General features: G+C 61.8%; 17 protein-coding genes. 3 read left to right on the plus strand and 14 right to left on the minus strand.

Annotated features, from left to right (window positions below; translation table 11 throughout):
- Positions 1-18: 18 nt before the first annotated feature.
- From H6M51_RS14905 to H6M51_RS14960, 12 genes are all read right to left on the minus strand, one after another.
- A complete protein-coding gene (locus tag H6M51_RS14905) occupies positions 19-453 on the minus strand; it encodes a potassium channel family protein (RefSeq protein ID WP_185810597.1) in 435 nt (144 codons plus the stop codon).
- A gap of 16 nt (positions 454-469) precedes the next feature.
- A complete protein-coding gene (locus H6M51_RS14910; protein ID WP_185810598.1) occupies positions 470-892 on the minus strand; it encodes a hypothetical protein in 423 nt (140 codons plus the stop codon).
- A gap of 7 nt (positions 893-899) precedes the next feature.
- Positions 900-2,213, minus strand: coding sequence for a guanine deaminase (gene guaD / locus H6M51_RS14915; protein ID WP_185810599.1), 1,314 nt, complete (start codon positions 2,211-2,213; stop codon positions 900-902).
- 2 nt (positions 2,214-2,215) lie between these two features.
- Positions 2,216-3,448, minus strand: a complete 1,233-nt coding sequence (puuD, locus tag H6M51_RS14920) for a urate hydroxylase PuuD (protein ID WP_185810600.1) — start codon at positions 3,446-3,448, stop codon at positions 2,216-2,218.
- A gap of 136 nt (positions 3,449-3,584) precedes the next feature.
- Positions 3,585-4,484 carry a LysR substrate-binding domain-containing protein gene (locus tag H6M51_RS14925; protein WP_185810601.1) on the minus strand — a complete coding sequence of 300 codons (900 nt, stop codon included), beginning with the start codon at positions 4,482-4,484 and terminating at the stop codon, positions 3,585-3,587.
- A gap of 496 nt (positions 4,485-4,980) precedes the next feature.
- Positions 4,981-5,196, minus strand: coding sequence for a type II toxin-antitoxin system RelE/ParE family toxin (locus H6M51_RS25050; RefSeq protein ID WP_185810602.1), 216 nt, complete (start codon positions 5,194-5,196; stop codon positions 4,981-4,983).
- Complete coding sequence (locus H6M51_RS14935) at positions 5,193-5,453, minus strand: CopG family ribbon-helix-helix protein (protein WP_185810603.1); 261 nt, start codon at positions 5,451-5,453, stop codon at positions 5,193-5,195. Before H6M51_RS14935 ends, H6M51_RS25050 begins: the two co-directional genes overlap by 4 nt.
- A 53-nt stretch (positions 5,454-5,506) precedes the next feature.
- On the minus strand, positions 5,507-6,304 hold the full coding sequence (xdhC, locus tag H6M51_RS14940; RefSeq protein WP_185810604.1) for a xanthine dehydrogenase accessory protein XdhC: 798 nt from the start codon (positions 6,302-6,304) through the stop codon (positions 5,507-5,509).
- A gap of 489 nt (positions 6,305-6,793) precedes the next feature.
- Positions 6,794-7,165 (minus strand): endonuclease domain-containing protein, encoded by a 372-nt coding sequence (locus H6M51_RS14945; RefSeq protein WP_185810605.1) that lies wholly within the window; start codon positions 7,163-7,165, stop codon positions 6,794-6,796.
- A gap of 11 nt (positions 7,166-7,176) precedes the next feature.
- A complete protein-coding gene (gene xdhB, locus H6M51_RS14950; protein ID WP_185810606.1) occupies positions 7,177-9,513 on the minus strand; it encodes a xanthine dehydrogenase molybdopterin binding subunit in 2,337 nt (778 codons plus the stop codon).
- Between the two features lie 621 nt (positions 9,514-10,134).
- Positions 10,135-11,604, minus strand: a complete 1,470-nt coding sequence (gene xdhA / locus H6M51_RS14955; protein ID WP_185810607.1) for a xanthine dehydrogenase small subunit — start codon at positions 11,602-11,604, stop codon at positions 10,135-10,137.
- A 28-nt stretch (positions 11,605-11,632) separates the two neighbouring features.
- Positions 11,633-12,406 carry a 3-hydroxybutyrate dehydrogenase gene (locus H6M51_RS14960; protein ID WP_185810608.1) on the minus strand — a complete coding sequence of 258 codons (774 nt, stop codon included), beginning with the start codon at positions 12,404-12,406 and terminating at the stop codon, positions 11,633-11,635.
- A 234-nt stretch (positions 12,407-12,640) separates the two neighbouring features.
- On the opposite strand from H6M51_RS14960, the gene H6M51_RS14965 reads away from it, so the two are divergent.
- Positions 12,641-13,687, plus strand: coding sequence for an LLM class flavin-dependent oxidoreductase (locus H6M51_RS14965; RefSeq protein WP_185810609.1), 1,047 nt, complete (start codon positions 12,641-12,643; stop codon positions 13,685-13,687).
- A gap of 39 nt (positions 13,688-13,726) precedes the next feature.
- A complete protein-coding gene (gene map, locus H6M51_RS14970; protein ID WP_185810610.1) occupies positions 13,727-14,479 on the plus strand; it encodes a type I methionyl aminopeptidase in 753 nt (250 codons plus the stop codon).
- A gap of 27 nt (positions 14,480-14,506) precedes the next feature.
- Here map and H6M51_RS14975 read toward each other — a convergent pair whose 3' ends face one another.
- A complete protein-coding gene (locus tag H6M51_RS14975) occupies positions 14,507-14,743 on the minus strand; it encodes a hypothetical protein (protein WP_185810611.1) in 237 nt (78 codons plus the stop codon).
- Between the two features lie 212 nt (positions 14,744-14,955).
- Here H6M51_RS14975 and sbmA point away from each other — a divergent pair, with 212 nt between their 5' ends.
- On the plus strand, positions 14,956-16,236 hold the full coding sequence (sbmA, locus tag H6M51_RS14980) for a peptide antibiotic transporter SbmA (protein ID WP_185810612.1): 1,281 nt from the start codon (positions 14,956-14,958) through the stop codon (positions 16,234-16,236).
- Positions 16,237-16,324: 88 nt separating this feature from the next.
- Here sbmA and H6M51_RS14985 read toward each other — a convergent pair whose 3' ends face one another.
- Positions 16,325-16,474 (minus strand): hypothetical protein, encoded by a 150-nt coding sequence (locus H6M51_RS14985; RefSeq protein ID WP_185810613.1) that lies wholly within the window; start codon positions 16,472-16,474, stop codon positions 16,325-16,327.
- Positions 16,475-16,484 lie beyond the last annotated feature (10 nt).

Genomic DNA, 16,484 nt, shown 5'->3' on the forward strand with positions numbered 1-16,484 from the left:
ATTGACGACAGTCGGCCATCAGAAGTGCTCGCCGGGTTTGAAGGGGCCGACACGCATGCCGGCTGCGATGAGATAGGCGGTCGACCAGCCGATCAGCAGGAAGCCGTTGACACCTTCGAGGGCGGCAAACATGCGCCATTCGGGATGGGGCACGACGTCCCCATATCCGACGGTCGAGAAGGTGATGGTCGAAAAATAGAGGGCGGTCTCGAAATCATCGACCACGCCGATGAGGCTATAGGCGGCCGCCCAGAGCCAGACCTCCGCCGTCAAAACGGCAAAGACGCCGATGACCACCGTGTTCATGGCAAGCATGCGGCTGCGATGGCCGTGCAGGCGAATGCGGTCCGTGACGAAACTCATGGCATGGGTCACGGCAATCAGGCCGAAAGTATGGACCACCACGGTCAGCGAGATCATGATGGTGCCAAGCACGAGGTTGCTGATCAGCATAGGGAGCCTCTTGCCGTCACGGGCGCAACTCCTTGCGCAGCATGAATTTCAACCCCGACCAGATCTCGTCGACGGCGCAAACCTTCACGTCGACCAGGCCTGTCGGAAGGAAGATCTCTCGTAGCACATCTTCGGTGATCGTGGTCGGCACTTTCGAGGCCTTTTTCGGCCAGGAAATCCACAGCATTCCCGCAGGTTTGAGCATGGCTTTCAGGCCGAGCGCATGCTCCTCGAGTGCGGCGCGCGAGGTCTCGAAAACATGGGCGTAGTCGAGGCCTGACGCATTTGCCGACACCAGGTCGGTTGCCTGGAGGGCGCCGGGGACTTCTTCGGCGAGGTGGGAGAGGCTGTCGGGCAGGGCGATGAACAGTGCGGCCATGTCCGGCTTCAATCCGAGCTTTTTCGGAAGAGGGGTGCCGGAATAGCCGCTTTCGCTCATTGCCGTCTCATGCCTCCGCGCGTGGCTTCGAGGGCTTGCCCGCCACATAGGTTTCGACGACCGACCGATCGTCACCCAGCGTCTGTAGCAGGAAGAGTTCTTCCGAAAGCGAAGTCACTGTTTCCATGCGAAGCCGCATGGCCGGGGTGGCGGCCGCATTGAGCACGACGATATCGGCATCGGTGCCTTCGTCCAGCGTGCCGATCCGATCTGCCAGATCGAGCGCGACGGCATTGCCGAGCGTCATGTGGTAGAAGCTTTCAAGCGGGTTCATCCGTTCGCCGAGCAGCTGCTGGATCTTGTAGGCCTCGTCCATGGTCTTGAACATGGAATAGCTGGAGCCGCCGCCGATATCGGTGGCGACCGCTACTGTGACGGGCTTTTCGCGGCGCTTGATCGCCTTCAGCGGAAAGAGGCCGGAGCCGAGGAAGAGGTTCGAGGTTGGGCAGTGGACCGCGACCGCACCGCTTTCTGCCATGGCATCCGCCTCGCGATCCGACAGATGGATTGCATGGCCGAAGAGCGCCTTCTTCCGCAGGAGGCCGTAGCGGGCATAGATGTCGGTATAGTCCTTGGCATCCGGATAGAGCTCGCAGGTGTAGCGGATCTCGTCGTGGTTCTCGGACAGATGCGTCTGGATATGCAGGTCGGGGAATTCTTCTGCCAGCTTCTGTGTCATCGCCATCTGCTCGGGCGTGGACGTGATGGCAAAGCGGGGGGTGATGGCGACGTGGTTTCGCCCCTTGCCATGCCATTGTTCGATCACCGCGCGGGTCTCGTCGTAACCCAGCTGGGGCGTGTCGAGCAGACCCTGCGGGGCATTGCGGTCCATCATTACCTTGCCGCCGATCATCAGCGTGCCGCGACGCAGGCTTTCGGCGAAGAAGGCATCGGCCGAGGCCTTGTGCACGGAGCAATAGGCGACCGCCGTGGTCGTGCCCTGGCGCAGGAATTCGTCGAAGAATTGCGTGGCGATGCGCTCGGCATGGGCGCTTTCGACGAAACGGCATTCCTCGGGGAAGGTGTAGGTATCAAGCCATTCCAGTAGGTTGGCGGCATAGGAGGCGATCACCTGCATCTGCGGGAAATGCACATGGCAGTCGATCAGGCCGGGCAGGATCAGATGCGGGCGGTGGTCGATCTCGGTCACTTCGGCGCCGGCCTTGGGCTTCACCTCCGGGTAAGCCCCGACAGCGGCGATCTTGCCATCGCGAACCAGCAGCGCGCCGTCCTCTTCGTAGAGATAGCTTTCGCGGTCGCCGGCATGCTCGGGTGCCCGGCGAAAGGAGAGAAGGTGGCCGCGGATCAGGGTCTCTGTCATTCTTATCTGCCTTCAACCGTCGTCTCGTACCAGGCGACGAGCAGCTTGCGCTCTTCGGGCGAGAGATCGGTGATGTTTCCGGGCGGCATGGCATGGCTGCGGCCGGCCTGGAGATAGATTTCACGGGCATGGGCGGCGATCTCGCCGTCCGTCTCAAGCTTCACGTTCTTCGGTGCCCGCGCAATGCCCTCCCAGACGGGCTCGGCTGCGTGGCACATCGAACAGCGGCCCTGTACGACATCGCGCACGGCTTCGAAATGGCCGTTTGCAACAAAGGTCTGTTCACGGGTTGAAAGGCTCGCCTGTTCCTCCTCGCCGGTCAGGACCTTCGGCACGGTCGACAGCCACATGATGACGATGAAGATGAGTACCGTGACCAGCCAGGTCCAGGTAGGCTTGCCCTTGCGGGCATGGGTGGTGTTGAACCAGTGGCGGATGGTGACGCCCATCAGGAAGACGAGGGCTGCGATGACCCAGTTGAACTCCGTGGCAAAGGCCAGCGGATAGTGGTTGGACAGCATGAAGAAGATGACGGGCAGAGTCAGGTAGTTGTTGTGCAGCGAGCGCTGCTTGGCGATGACCCCATACTTCGGATCGGGCGTGCGCCCCGCGATCAGGTCGGCAACGACGATCTTCTGGTTCGGGATGATGATGAAGAAGACATTGGCCGACATGATGGTGGCGGTAAACGCACCGAGATGCAGGAAGGCGGCGCGACCGGTGAAGATCTGCGTATAGCCCCAGGCCATGGCGATCAGCACCAGGTAGAGGAACACCATCAGGCCCCAGGTGTTCTTGCCGAGCGGCGACTTGCACAGGAGATCATAGAGGATCCAGCCGACGGCCAGCGACGCCAGCGACAGACAGATGGCCTGCCATGGCTCGATGTCCAGAACGGTGCGATCGATCAGAAAGAGATCGGCGCCGCCATAATAGACCACGCAGAGCAGAGCGAAGCCCGAGAGCCAGGTGGCATAGCTTTCCCATTTGAACCAGGTCAGATGCTCCGGCATCGAGGCGGGGGCCACCAGATATTTCTGGATATGGTAGAAGCCGCCGCCATGCACCTGCCATTCCTCGCCATAGGCACCGGCGGGCAGACCCGGGCGCTTCACCAGGCCAAGATCGAGCGCGATGAAATAGAAGGACGAGCCGATCCAGGCGATCGCGGTCACCACATGCAGCCAGCGGACGGCGAAGTTCAGCCATTCCCAGGCTATCGCATATTCATACATTCGGAGTTCCCCTGTTGTCCTCCAGACCGCCTAGTGTGGAAAATATTGCGTTGCAAGGGAAGCCCTCGGGACCATGGGCAGGGCTCTGGATGACGATTTATGCAGAGATTCTTGTCTTGCGTAGAAACCGGTGAAATCAGAGCACTTTTTCGCCTTCCAGGGTGGCGGTGATCCAAGCCTGGAATGCCTTGATCTTCGACGCGTTGCGCCTGGCGTGGGAATAGACAAGCTGGATCGGCGCATTGGCCGGGCAGGCGAGTTCGAAGGGGCGGATCAGGCGGCCCGAAGCGAGCTCGTCCTGGAAGAAGAAGGGGCTGACGATGGCAACGCCATAGCCGGCGATCGCTGCATTGGCCTCCAGATCCTGCGCCTCGTAGCTGTGCAGCTTGGTGTCGATCAGGGTGGGATTGTGGATGCCGACGGCGGCAAACCATTGCGGCCACCAGGGGTCGCCGGGACTGATGATCGGCAGCTTCAACAGGTCGGCCGGTTCATGCACGCCACCGATGGTTTCCGCCAGCTTCGGGCTCAGCATCGGCGTGAAGTCGAGGCGGATCAGCGGATGGGCGATGGTCCCCGGCCAGGGTCCTTCACCCCAGGGGATGGCGACATCGGCGCTCTTGGTTGCGAGGTCCTCGAACTTGCTGACGCGCAGGAGGCGCACCGCGATATCGGGATGGGCAAGCTGGAAGCTGCCGAGGTGGCGAGCCAGCCAGTTCGAAGCGAAGGTCGGGACTGAGTGGATCTCAAGTGTCTCGACGGCACCCCGCTTGGCGTGCTGCACAGCATCGACCAGAAGATCGAAACCTTCGGACACCTTGGGGTGGAGACGTTCACCGGTTTGCGTCAGCCCGATCTGGCGCGGGCGGCGCCAGAAGAGCGGCTCCCCTATATGCTCCTCAAGCAGCTTGATCTGATAGCTGACCGCCGTCTGGGTCATGCCCAGTTCCTCGCCGGCGCGGGTGAAACTCATCAGCCGTCCAACCGCCTCGAAGACGCGCAGGGCATTCAGCGGAAGTTGTCGCGACAGTTTCATGGATCAGCTCTCTTTATCCATGAGGAGCGTATTTTAATTGGATCGGGCTCGCAACCTCAGGCATGGTCGCAGCATCGAACAAGAACGAAATCACGTAGCGTGGAGGCTCAGATGGTATCCGCGATCAGTCGACTTATGCCCAATTTTGAGAGCATCCTGCAGCGGCTTCGTAAGGCCGTACCACCGGGGCAAGGTGCCCGCCGCCTTGATGTCCACGACCTTCCGGACGACCTTCGCCGGGACGTCGGGCTGGAGATGGTGGAGGATGTTTGGCATGCGAGGGAGCGGTCCGAGCAACGGCTTCTCGATCGAAGCCGTGGCGGTCCGCTCTAGAAAAGTCGAATGATTATAGATGTTTCGTAGAGTCCACTGCGAGATCGATTCAGGTCTTCAAGGCAGCAATTCAATCGGGCCATGTCCCGGCTTGCCAGTCGCGCGCCGTGTGAATGACGCGCAGGACCACGAGGGTTTCAGCGTCCTTCTGCATCCTGATCGTTTATGCCATGACATAGGGAAGCCCAGTGACTGATTTCTCCCATGTGTCCAATACCCGACGCGGTCGACCGGATGGAGTTTGAGCCAGTCGCTCCGCACAGAGACGGAGCTTCTTTGCAATTTGCCGGGCGGCTTTCGGATTGTCTTTCGAGATAAAGGCAATTTGGGATTTCAAGTCATCCAGGGCTTGCCGCGACCACTGGATGCGAAGGCTCACAGGCGGGCTGCCTCTGCAGACTCGATCACGGCGTCGAGTTCGGACATGGCGTCCTCATGATCGACGAGATCACCCTTTTCGAGATCGACCAGTCCCTGCCGTATTGCTTCAATTGTCCTGAATTCGCGTTCCACATAGAGGGTGAGCGCCGCGTTGGCGACTTCGCCACGACTGCGTTGCGTCGCTTGGGCAATCTTCGAAAGCTTGGCTTCGACGTCCTGGTTCAGTTCGATCGTCAGACTGGATCGTGCGGCCATGATGTCCCCATCCGTGTGGTCAGAGCATAGCCGTTTTTCTCTTCGGTGGCCACTCAGTTTGCTTTGAGCAGTACCCCCAGCAACTCGGCCACTACCATGGCGGCAATCACCGCCGGGCGCTTGTCCTTCACTGCTCCGCCGCCGATCGGCAGTGTCAGCCGCTCCATGGAGGCGCGGCCCAGGCCTTCGCGGTCGAGGAAGGAGGCGAAGGTGGCGCGCTTGGTCTTCGAGCCGATCATGCCGACATAGGCGAGGTCGTTGCGGGAGAGCGCTTGCCTGCCGATCAGGAAATCCAATGCATGGTCATGGGTCAGGATGACGACGGCGGCGCCGGATTTGAGCTTTTCCACCTCCGCCTCGGGCATGGCGACCCGGCGGAAGGTGATGCCTTGGGGCAACTCGCCGTCGATTGCGGGACGCGAGTCGATCAGCGTAACATTCAGCGGCAGAGGGCTTAGGGCCTGGGCGAGCGCCAGCCCGACATGGCCGGCGCCGAAGACCATGACTTCGGGGAAATGTGCCCGCTCCTGGGCGAGGCGTCGCAACAGGTTCTGGCTGCCGTCCTTATCGAGGCGAGTGAATGAGAGACGCGTCCGCCCGCCGCAGCACTGGCCGATTTCAGGCCCGAGCGGCACGTCGAGCACCGGCTCCACGGTCTCTCTCGTTAGCAGCCGACGCGCATGGCCGATTGCCAGGAATTCCAGATGCCCGCCGCCGATCGTGCCCCAGAGGCCGGTTTCCGTGACCAGCATGATCGTGCCGGTATCGCGCGGGGTCGAGCCCCGGGTCTCTGCGACTTCCACAAGGACGGCATTCGGGTGGGCGGCGAGGAAGGCGGGTAGGGTGGTCATATTTGAGCCTGCTCCGCCTTTAGGTTCGGGGTACCCCCCTCTGCCCTGCCGGGCATCTCCCCCTCAAGGGGGGAGATCGGATGCGGCAGACGTCTCTGTCTCCTCTGCCTTCCCCGTGAGGAAACACTGCAAATTTGGGCGGGACGTAAATGCATGCGTTGAGAGGGCATGGCGCTTGCTGGCAATCTCCCCCCTTGAGGGGGAGATGTCACGGAGTGACAGAGGGGGGTAGTTCCGGGTGAGGTGGCTGGCCAATGTCTGAGGTCGGCACTTTGGGTACCCCCCTCTGCCCTGCCGGGCATCTCCCCCTCAAGGGGGGAGATCGGATTCGGCAGACGTCTCGGCCTCCTCCGGTTCCCCCACGAGAAAGGATCGCAAAGTCGGGCAGGACGCATATGCATGCGTTCGGAGGGCAGGGCGCTAGCCGGCAATCTCCCCCCTTGAGGGGGAGATGTCACGGAGTGACAGAGGGGGGTAAATGCGAATGCATTACTCAAACCGTCGCACTCCGATCACCCGCAGGATGTGAATGCAAAGATCATCCAGTTTGTTCAGCACATCCTCGTTGGTAAAACGCAGGACGGTCCATCCCAGATTGGCGAGCGTCAGATCCCGGACTTTATCGCGCTCGATCTTTTGATCGAATGTGTGGCTCGGGCCATCGATTTCGACCACCAGTTTGTGCTCGGGGCAGGCGAAGTCGACGATGTATCCCGCGATTGGAACTTGCCGTCGAAAGCCCAATCCCATCAAGCGATGGGCTCTCACCGTATTCCAGAACCGCAGTTCAGCCGCAGTCAGCGCTTTACGCATCCGCCGCGCGCTTCTCCGATGACCTTCCGGGACGGCGTGGTGCGTCATGGCTCCATCCATCACGCCCGCTTCAACCTCTCCACCGCCATCAACACCCGTTCCGGCGTGGCCGGCGCATCAAGCCTCGGGCAGACCCGATAATCCGCAACCGAGGCCACCGCCATCGACAGCGCCTCCAGCACGGAAATCGCCAGCATGAAGGGCGGCTCGCCGACGGCCTTGGAGCGGCCGATGGTGGGTTCGGCGTTTTCCGACCAGGGGACAAGCCGCGTGTTGAAGATCTTCGGTCGATCGGAGGCGAGGGGAATCTTGTAGGTGGAGGGCGCGTGGGTGCGCAGTCGCCCCTTGCCGTCCCACCAGAGTTCCTCCGTCGTCAGCCAGCCCATGCCCTGAACGAAGCCGCCTTCGATCTGGCCGATATCGATGGCTGGGTTCAGCGATTTGCCGACATCGTGCAGAATGTCGGTGCGGTCCATCAGATATTCGCCCGTCAGCGCGTCGATCGAGACTTCCGAGCAGGCGGCGCCATAGGCGTAGTAGTAGAAGGGCGTGCCGCGACCGGCGGCGCGGTCCCAGTGGATTTTTGGCGTCTTGTAGAAGCCGGCGGCAGACAGCTGCACGCGGCCGAAATAGGCCTGTTTGACGAAGTCGCCGAAGGAGAAGATCTTGTCCCCGACGCGCACCCGGTTGGGCAGGAATTCGACCTCCAAGACCGGGACGGAATACTTCTCGGCGGCAAAGGCGATCAGCCGTTCCTTGATCTGGCGGGCGGCATCGTAAGCCGCCATGCCGTTCAGGTCGGAGCCGGACGAGGCGGCGGTGGCCGAGGTGTTCGGGACCTTGGCGGTCGTCGTCGCCGTAATCTTCACCGTGTCGACATCGACCTGGAAACACTCGGCAACGACCTGGGCGACCTTGGTGTAGAGGCCCTGGCCCATCTCTGTGCCACCATGGTTCAGATGGATCGAGCCGTCCTGATAGATATGGACGAGCGCGCCCGCCTGGTTGAAGGCCGTCATGGTGAAGGAGATGCCGAATTTCACCGGGGTGAGGGCGATGCCCTTCTTGATGACGGGGCTCGATTTGTTGAAGTCGATGATCGCCTGGCGGCGCGCCTGATAATCGACCGAGCTTTCCAGCTCCTCGACAACCTTCAGGATGATGTTGTCTTCCACCTGCTGGTGGTAGGGCGTCACATCGCGCCCAGAGCCTTTCTCGCCGTAGAAATTTGCCTTGCGGACCTCGAGCGGGTCCTTGCCCAACGCATAAGCGATTTCCTCGATCACCCGTTCGCCACCCAACATACCCTGAGGGCCGCCGAATCCGCGATAGGCGGTGTTGGAGACGGTGTGGGTCTTCAAGGGCTGCGAGGTCAGCTTCACATGCGGGTAGAAATAGCTCGAGTCCGCATGGAAGAGAGCGCGGTCGGTGACCGGGCCTGACAGGTCCGAGGAATAACCGCAGCGGGCGGCGAAGTTGGCCTCGATGGCGTGGATCTTGCCGTCATCATCGAAGGCTACGTCGAAATCCATCTTGAAGTCGTGGCGCTTGCCGGTGACGCCCATGTCCTCGTCGCGGTCGGGGCGGAATTTCACGGCGCGCTTCAGCTTCTTGGCGGCGAGCGCCGCAAGGGCTGCAAATTGGTTGCCCTGGGTTTCCTTGCCGCCGAAACCGCCGCCCATGCGCCGCGTGTTGACGGTCACGGCGTTGGAGGGAATGTCGAGCACATGGCCGACGATATGCTGGATTTCCGAGGGGTGCTGGGTGGAGGACCAGACGGTCACATCATCATCCTCGCCGGGAATGGCGAGCGCGATATGGCTTTCGAGGTAAAAATGCTCCTGGCCGCCGATGCGCATCGAGCTTTTGATGCGGTGGGCCGCCTTGTCGAGTTCGGTCTCCGGCGTGCCGCGCTTCAGCGTCATTCCGGGGGTGACGAGTGGTGCACCATTCTCCAGCGCGCCGTCGATATCGGTCCAGAAGGGCAGGTCGCGATACTCGACCTTGGCGAGCCGCGCCGCCTTGCGGGCCGCATCGCGGGTTTCGGCGATGACGGCGAAGATGGTCTGGCCGTGGAATTCGACCCTGTCGGTGGCAATCAGCGGCTCGTCGTGGCGGCCGCCGGATGAGACGTCGTTGACGCCGGTGATGTCGGCGGCGGTCAGGACATCGACCACGCCGGGATAGGCCTTCACCGCGGAAAGGTCGATCGACAGGATCTCGGCATGGGCGCGATCCGCCATGCCGAGCGCGCCATGCAAGAGGCCTGCAGGTTCGGGAATATCGTCGATATATTCGGCACTTCCGGCGACATGCTTGTGCGCTGAATCATGCCGGAGCGACTGGTGCATCGGCCCCTTGATATATTTCGCCGTCTCGTAGGTCGCCTTATCCATGAAGGCCTCCATGTGTTTCGTGCTGCCCCTCATCCGGCCTGCCGGCCACCTTCTCCCCGCAGGCGGGGAGAAGGAGAGACGCGGATACCGTCGGGTGGCTTTTCCCTCTCCCCGCTTGCGGGGAGAGGGTCAGGGTGAGGGGCCTTGAGACCGCAAAATCACCCCCCTCTGTCCTGCCGGACATCTCCCCCACAAGGGGGGAGAGTGGCGCGGGGATGCGGCGCGGCCTCGCCCTCCCCTTGAGGGGGAGGGTCGGAGCGAAGCTCCGGGGTGGGGTGATGTGCCCTACATTTCCATCAATCGGCGCGGCAGAACTCGCGGCCCTGTTCACCCCCACCCGCCGCTTCGCGGCGACCTCCCCCCTCAAGGGAGAGGTGGGGAGGGAGGCGTCAGGGCGTGCCGAGCGGATACCCCCCTCTGTCCTGCCGGACATCTCCCCCTCAAGGGGGGAGATCGACGCGCGGCAGCCGTTCTGCCCTTCCATCAAGCTGTTGGCTGCGGCAAGTGCGACCCTTGATCTGGGCGAGCGTAATCGTCTTGCTGATCTCCCCCCTTGAGGGGGAGATGTCCGGCAGGACAGAGGGGGGTAAAACACGGCATGACCTTTAAACATGCTCCCCATCACGCCTCCTCCACCGCAAAGCGCTGCAGTTCCTGCGGGGTGCCGGACACTTCCAGGAAGAACCGTGTCAGCAGGTTTTTCGCGGTCAGCTGGCGATATTCCGCCGTGGCGCGCCAGTCGGTGAGCGGCTTGTAGTCGAGGTCGAAGGCGTCGCGGGCGGCATTCACCGTGCCTTGCGCAAAGGGCTTGCCGTAAAGCGCTGCCTCGACGGCGCGGGCGCGTTTCGGGGTGGCCGCCATGCCGCCGAAGGCGATGCGGATATGGGTGACGATACCGGCCGCATCGGTTTCGAGGTGGAAGGCGCCGCAGAGCGCCGAGATATCCTCGTCGCGGCGCTTGGAGATCTTGTAGACGGCCACATGGCTTGCCGCCTTCGGGCGGGGCACGAACAGGCTTTCGACGAATTCGCCTGGCTGCCGGTCCTGCTTGCCGTAGTCGATGAAGAAATCCTCGAGCGGCATGGTGCGGGTGCCGGAGGCGGAGCGCAGGGTCACGGTGGCGGACAATGCGATCAGCGCCGGCGGGCTGTCGCCGATCGGCGAGCCATTGGCGACATTGCCGCCGATCGTGCCCATATTGCGCACCTGCTGGCCGCCGATGCGCTCAATCAGGCGACCGAAGGCGGGGATTTCGCGGCGGAGCGCTTCGAATGCATTGGTGTAGCTGACACCGGCGCCGAGCGTGATGCCGTCAGGCGTCACGGTAATCTTCTGCAGGTCTTCCAGGTGGTTGATGAAGACGACGGGGTCGAGCACGCGCATCTGTTTGGTGACCCAGAGGCCGACATCGGTCGCACCGGCAACAACGGTTGCCTTGGGATGGGCGGCCAAGGTTTCGGCCAGACCCTCGATGCTGCCGGGGACGACGAGCCTGCGGCCATCGGGGCCGGACAGCGTGATCGTCTCGCGGGTGGCAAGCTCTTCGAGGCGCGCGATGATGTTGGCGCGCTCGCGTTCCAGCGGGTCGAAAAGGGCCGACGGCCTGACATGGCCCACCTGTTCAGCGGCCTTGACGATCGGCTCGTAGCCCGTGCAACGACAGAGATTGCCCTGCAGCGCGCGTTCGATCTCGGCTCTATCAGGGTTCTCCGAGGTCAGCCAAAGCCCGTAGAGCGACATGACGAAGCCCGGCGTGCAGAAGCCGCATTGCGAGCCGTGACAGTCGACCATGGCCTGCTGCACCGGATGCAGCGTGCCATCCTTCGCGGCCAGATGCTCGACGGTCACCACATGGGTGGCGTTCAGCGAGCCGACGAAGCGGATGCAGGCATTGACCGTCTCATACTGCAGCCGACCGTCGACGAGCCGCCCGACCAGTACCGTGCAGGCACCGCAATCGCCTTCCGCGCAGCCTTCCTTGGAGCCCGTCAGCCGGCGCTTCAGGCGCAGGAAGTCGAGCAGCGTCTCGGTCGGATCGAGGCTGGAAAGGGCGACATCTTCGCCATTCAGGATGAAACGAATGCTGGTCATGGACTGCCTTTTTTGTGCTGAACCCGCGTTACTGCGCGGTCCAGCCGCCATCGATCGAAATGGAGGTGCCGGTGATCTGCCTGGCCGCGTCGCTGGCGAGGAAGATGGCTGTTGCCGCGACCTCGTCGATGGCGACGAATTCCTTCGTCGCCTGCAGGCGCAGCATCACGTCCGTCTTTACCTGTTCCTCGGAAATGCCACGGGCCTTGGCCGTGTCGGGGATCTGCTTTTCCACGAGCGGCGTCAGCACATAGCCCGGGCAGATGGCATTGATGGTAATACCGAATTCCGCCAGCTCCAAGGCAACCGACTTGGTGAGCCCCATGATCCCGTGCTTGGCGGCGACATAGGCCGACTTGTAGGGCGAGGCCACCAGCGCATGGGCGGAGGCGACATTGATGATGCGGCCCTTTTTCTTTGCCTTCATGGCGGGAACAGCGGCGCGGATGGTGTGGAAGGAACTCGTCAGGTTGATCGCGATGATCTGGTCCCATTTGTCGATCGGGAAATCCTCGACCGGCGAGACATGCTGGATGCCGGCATTGTTGACCAGTACGTCGACGCCACCGAAGGTCTTTTCGGCGGTGGCGATCAGGTCGGCGATCTCCGCCGGTTTGGTCATGTCGGCGCCATGATAGATCGCCTTGCCGCCATGGGCTTCGAGCGCCTTGCGGTTCGCTTCGATCTCGTCTGCGGGGCCGAAGCCGTTGATGACGAGGTTTGCGCCTTCGGCGGCAAAGGCTTTCGCGATGCCGAGCCCGATTCCGCTGGTCGAGCCGGTGACGACGACGGTTCTTGCCATGCCATTCTCCCTTGGTTCATGCCTGCTGCGACGCAATACTCCCTGGGAGGTTATGCCCAAAGGCAGAGCACTGGCAATCGCGATTTTGGCGCAAGACTGCTTCGCCGAAACGCATGAATGGGCCTCTTTCCCGTTCTTCGTTCGCCAGTCCGAAACAGTCCGTCACCCCGGTCCCGTTTGCATGAGAAGAGGCGAACCTCTATCTCTGGCGCAACGATACAGCGAGAGAGACCCATGGAACTCGGACTTTACACCTTTGCCGATGTCGACCCCAATGCTGCCAACAAGGGCGCGGAAGCCAAGCGCCGCGTGGACGAGCTTCTGGCCGAGATCAAGCTCGCCGATGAGGTCGGTCTCGATGTCTTCGGGCTGGGCGAACATCACCGGCCGGACTACATGGCCTCTTCGCCCGCGACGATCCTGGCAGCCGCCGCGGTGCAGACCAAGAACATCCGGCTGACCAGCGCCGTTTCCGTTCTCTCCTCCGATGATCCGGTGCGGGTCTTCCAGCAATACGCGACGGTAGACCTGCTCTCCAGCGGCCGCACCGAACTCATGGTCGGTCGCGGCTCGTTCATCGAGAGCTTCCCGCTCTTCGGCTATGATCTTGAAGACTATGACCTGCTGTTTGCCGAAAAGCTTCAGCTGCTCATGGAAATCCGCGAGAACGAGGTGGTGACCTGGGAAGGCCAGACCCGCAAGGCTATCCAGGGCAGGGGCGTCTATCCGCGTCCCTTGCAGGATCTCCTGCCGTTGTGGATCGCGATCGGTGGCACGCCGCAATCGGCGGCACGGGCCGGTTATCTCGGCTTGCCGCTCGCACTCGCCATCATCGGCGGTGAGCCGCATCGCTTTGCGCCGTTCTTCGACCTATACCGCCAGAGTGCCGAGAAAGCCGGCGTCGACCCGAAGCAGTTGAAGACCAGCATCAACGTGCACGGATTCATCCATGACACGACGCAGTCGGCGGCCGATATCTTCTACGAGCCACAGGCCGTCGTGATGAACCGCATCGGCCGCGAGCGCGGCTGGGGCCCGACGAACCGGGCGCAGTTCGATGCCTCACGCGGCCCGCGCGGCGCGCTTTTCGTTGGCGACCCCGAAACGGTTGCCGAAAAGATCGTCGCCATGCACGGCATCTTCAAGAACGACCGCTTCCTGTTGCAGATGGCGATCGGGCCCATGCCGCACAAGGAAATCATGCGCGGCATCGAACTCTTCGGAACAAAAGTCGCCCCGCTGGTTCGGAAAGCGTTGACGGAGAAGGCGTCTGCCGCCTAAGGCAGCGCTATCCCCGCGAAGAGCCACTGAAGGACCGCCATGATCGTCGAAACCGAAGAGGACCTCACGCGTCTGAAAGACATCGGACGCATCTGCGCGACGGCGGTGAAGACCATGGCGGCGGCGCTCGAGCCCGGCATCACCACGCGCGAGCTCGACCAGATCGGGCGCAAGGTGCTTGAGGAGAACGGCGCCCAGTCGGCGCCGGAGCTCTGCTACCAGTTTCCCGGCGCGACCTGCATCTCGGTCAATGAAGAGATCGCCCATGGCATTCCCGGCGACCGGGTGATCAAGGCGGGCGACCTCGTCAATATCGATGTGTCTGCCGAAAAGCTCGGCTATTTCGGCGATACCGGCTCGTCCTTCATCGTGCCGCCGGGCACGGCCAAGCTCGAAAGGCTGCTTCGCGATGGCAAGCGGGCGCTTTGGGTGGGGCTCAATCAGGTGAAGACCGGCCGGCCGCTCGCCGATATCGGCAATTCCATCGGCGCCTTTGCCAGGAAGAACCGCTATACGCTGATCACCAATCTCGCGAGCCACGGCGTCGGCCGTTCGCTGCATGAGGAGCCGACCGAGCTTTCGACCTGGCCGGATCCGGACGAGACGAGGATGATGGAGGAGGGGCTGGTCTTTACGGTCGAGCCGTTCCTGTCGCTCGGCGGACAATGGGCCGAAGATGGCGAAAAGGACAACTGGACGCTCTTCAGCGAGCCGCGTGCACCGACCGTGCAGTTCGAGCACACGATCGTCGTGACGAAGAACGGCCCGCTGGTTTTGACGCTGGCGGACTAAGGCGAGCGCCCTGGTATCTGTTCCGTCTCAATCGGCCTTCGAAAAGGCGACGGCGACGCCCTTCTTCTTGAAGTAGGACTGCATGATCTTGCGGCCCTGACGGTTCGACTGGGCGAGCTTGCTCGTTTCGAACACGGCTTCCTTGACACCTTCCTTGGCCATCGCGGCTTTCAAGGCTGCGATGTGAAGGTCGATCTCCTCGTTGTCGTTGTTGATCGAGGTGTAGATGTTGTCGATCGCCTGCTGAAGGCTGAGGTCGCTCATGGGGCACTCCTGAAAAAGCTTTGGGACTTCCCTAGCGATTTTTGGGCAGGAGGCAAGGGAAGCGTAAATCAACGGCCCCAACCTATTCTTACCAACCCTTCATTTTCGCGGGGGTAATTCCGCCACAATTTGGCGATGCCATTGCTGCAGCGAACCTTCTGCCCTAGGTTCCCATCGACTTTCAGGACTTCTCCCACACGAAGGCTGCCCGCGTGTTTCATTCCTTCTTTCCTCAGCCTAAGCTCTTCTTTACTTCGGCGGCGCTCTGGACGCTCGTCTGTATCATCGTCTGGTACACGGTCGGACCTCAAATCGGTGCCGCGCTTGGAATGCCGCCCCTTGCAGAGGGCCAGCAGCCGCCGGTCGGACTTGCCTTCTTCTTCACGCCCGACAATCTCTGGTTCTATCTGTACTTCACAATCTTCGTGCTGATCTTCGGCGTCGTCTGGCAGGTGATCGCCAAGGATCATCCCTGGACCAACTGGTCGATCTGGGGCTCGGCATTCATCATCTTCATCGCCTATTTCAGCGTCCAGATCTCGGTCGCGGTCAACAACTGGCGCGGCCCTTTCTTCGATCTGTTCCAGAAGGCGCTGAACGGCGACGGTACGGTCACTGCCGGCCAGCTCTACGAATTGCAGCTGCGCTTTCTGGAAATCGGCATGGTCGGCGTGACGCTGTCCGTCCTGACTGCCTTCTTCACCAATCATTACGTCTTCCGCTGGCGCAACGCGATGAACGACTTCTATATGTCGAAGTGGGACAAGCTGCGCCATATCGAGGGTGCCTCGCAGCGTGTTCAGGAAGACACGATGCGCTTCGCCAACATTCTCGAAGGGCTCGGTGTCGCGCTGATCAACTCCGTGATGACCCTCGTCGTCTTCCTGCCGATCCTGTTTCGTATGTCGGAGAATGTCAGCGAGTTGCCGATCATCGGGGCCGTGCCGCATGCGCTGTTCTGGCTTGCCATCTTCTGGTCGCTGTTCGGTACGGTGTTGCTGATGGTCGCCGGCATCAAGCTGCCAGGGCTGCAGTTCCGCAACCAGCGCGTCGAAGCCGCTTTCCGAAAGGAACTCGTCTATGGCGAAGACAATGCCGAGCGCGCCCAGCCGGTCACCGTGCGCGAACTCTTCTCCAACGTAAGGCGCAACTATTTCCGCATGTACTGGCACTACACCTATTTCAACGTCGCCCGTTACACCTACGGCCAGCTGGACGCGATCTTCCTGACCTTCATCCTCATCCCGACGATCGTTGCCGGCAAGATCACCATGGGCGTCTGGCAGCAGATCGCGACCGCCTTCGGCCAGGTAACCGACAGCTTCCAGTATCTGGTCAGCTATTGGTCGACGATCATCGAGCTTCTTTCGATCCACAAGCGTCTGAAAGCGTTCGAAGCCGCTATCGATGGCGAGCCGCTGCCGGAGATCGACCAGCGTTATCTCGAGCGCGAAGCGGCCGAAGGCGAACTGGCCGCCGACCGTCCGTACTGAGATCGTCGGAGTTCGAGCAAATGACTGAGGCCGCATCGGGAAACCGGTGCGGCCTTCGTGTATACAGGAATTCTCCGGGGTGACAGGCTCAGACGTCGGTCGACGCTTGCTTTGCCATGGCGCCGGGCAGGCGGGCATAGGCCTCCGGCTGGGTGAACAGCGAAAGGCCGATGGCGACGGCACCGATGGTCGCGGCGATCACGCAGGCGCAGGCAAGGACAAAGAGGAGGCGCTTCATGTGGTTCCTC

Source organism: Rhizobium sp. AQ_MP (assembly GCF_014237835.1).
GTDB lineage: Bacteria > Pseudomonadota > Alphaproteobacteria > Rhizobiales > Rhizobiaceae > Allorhizobium.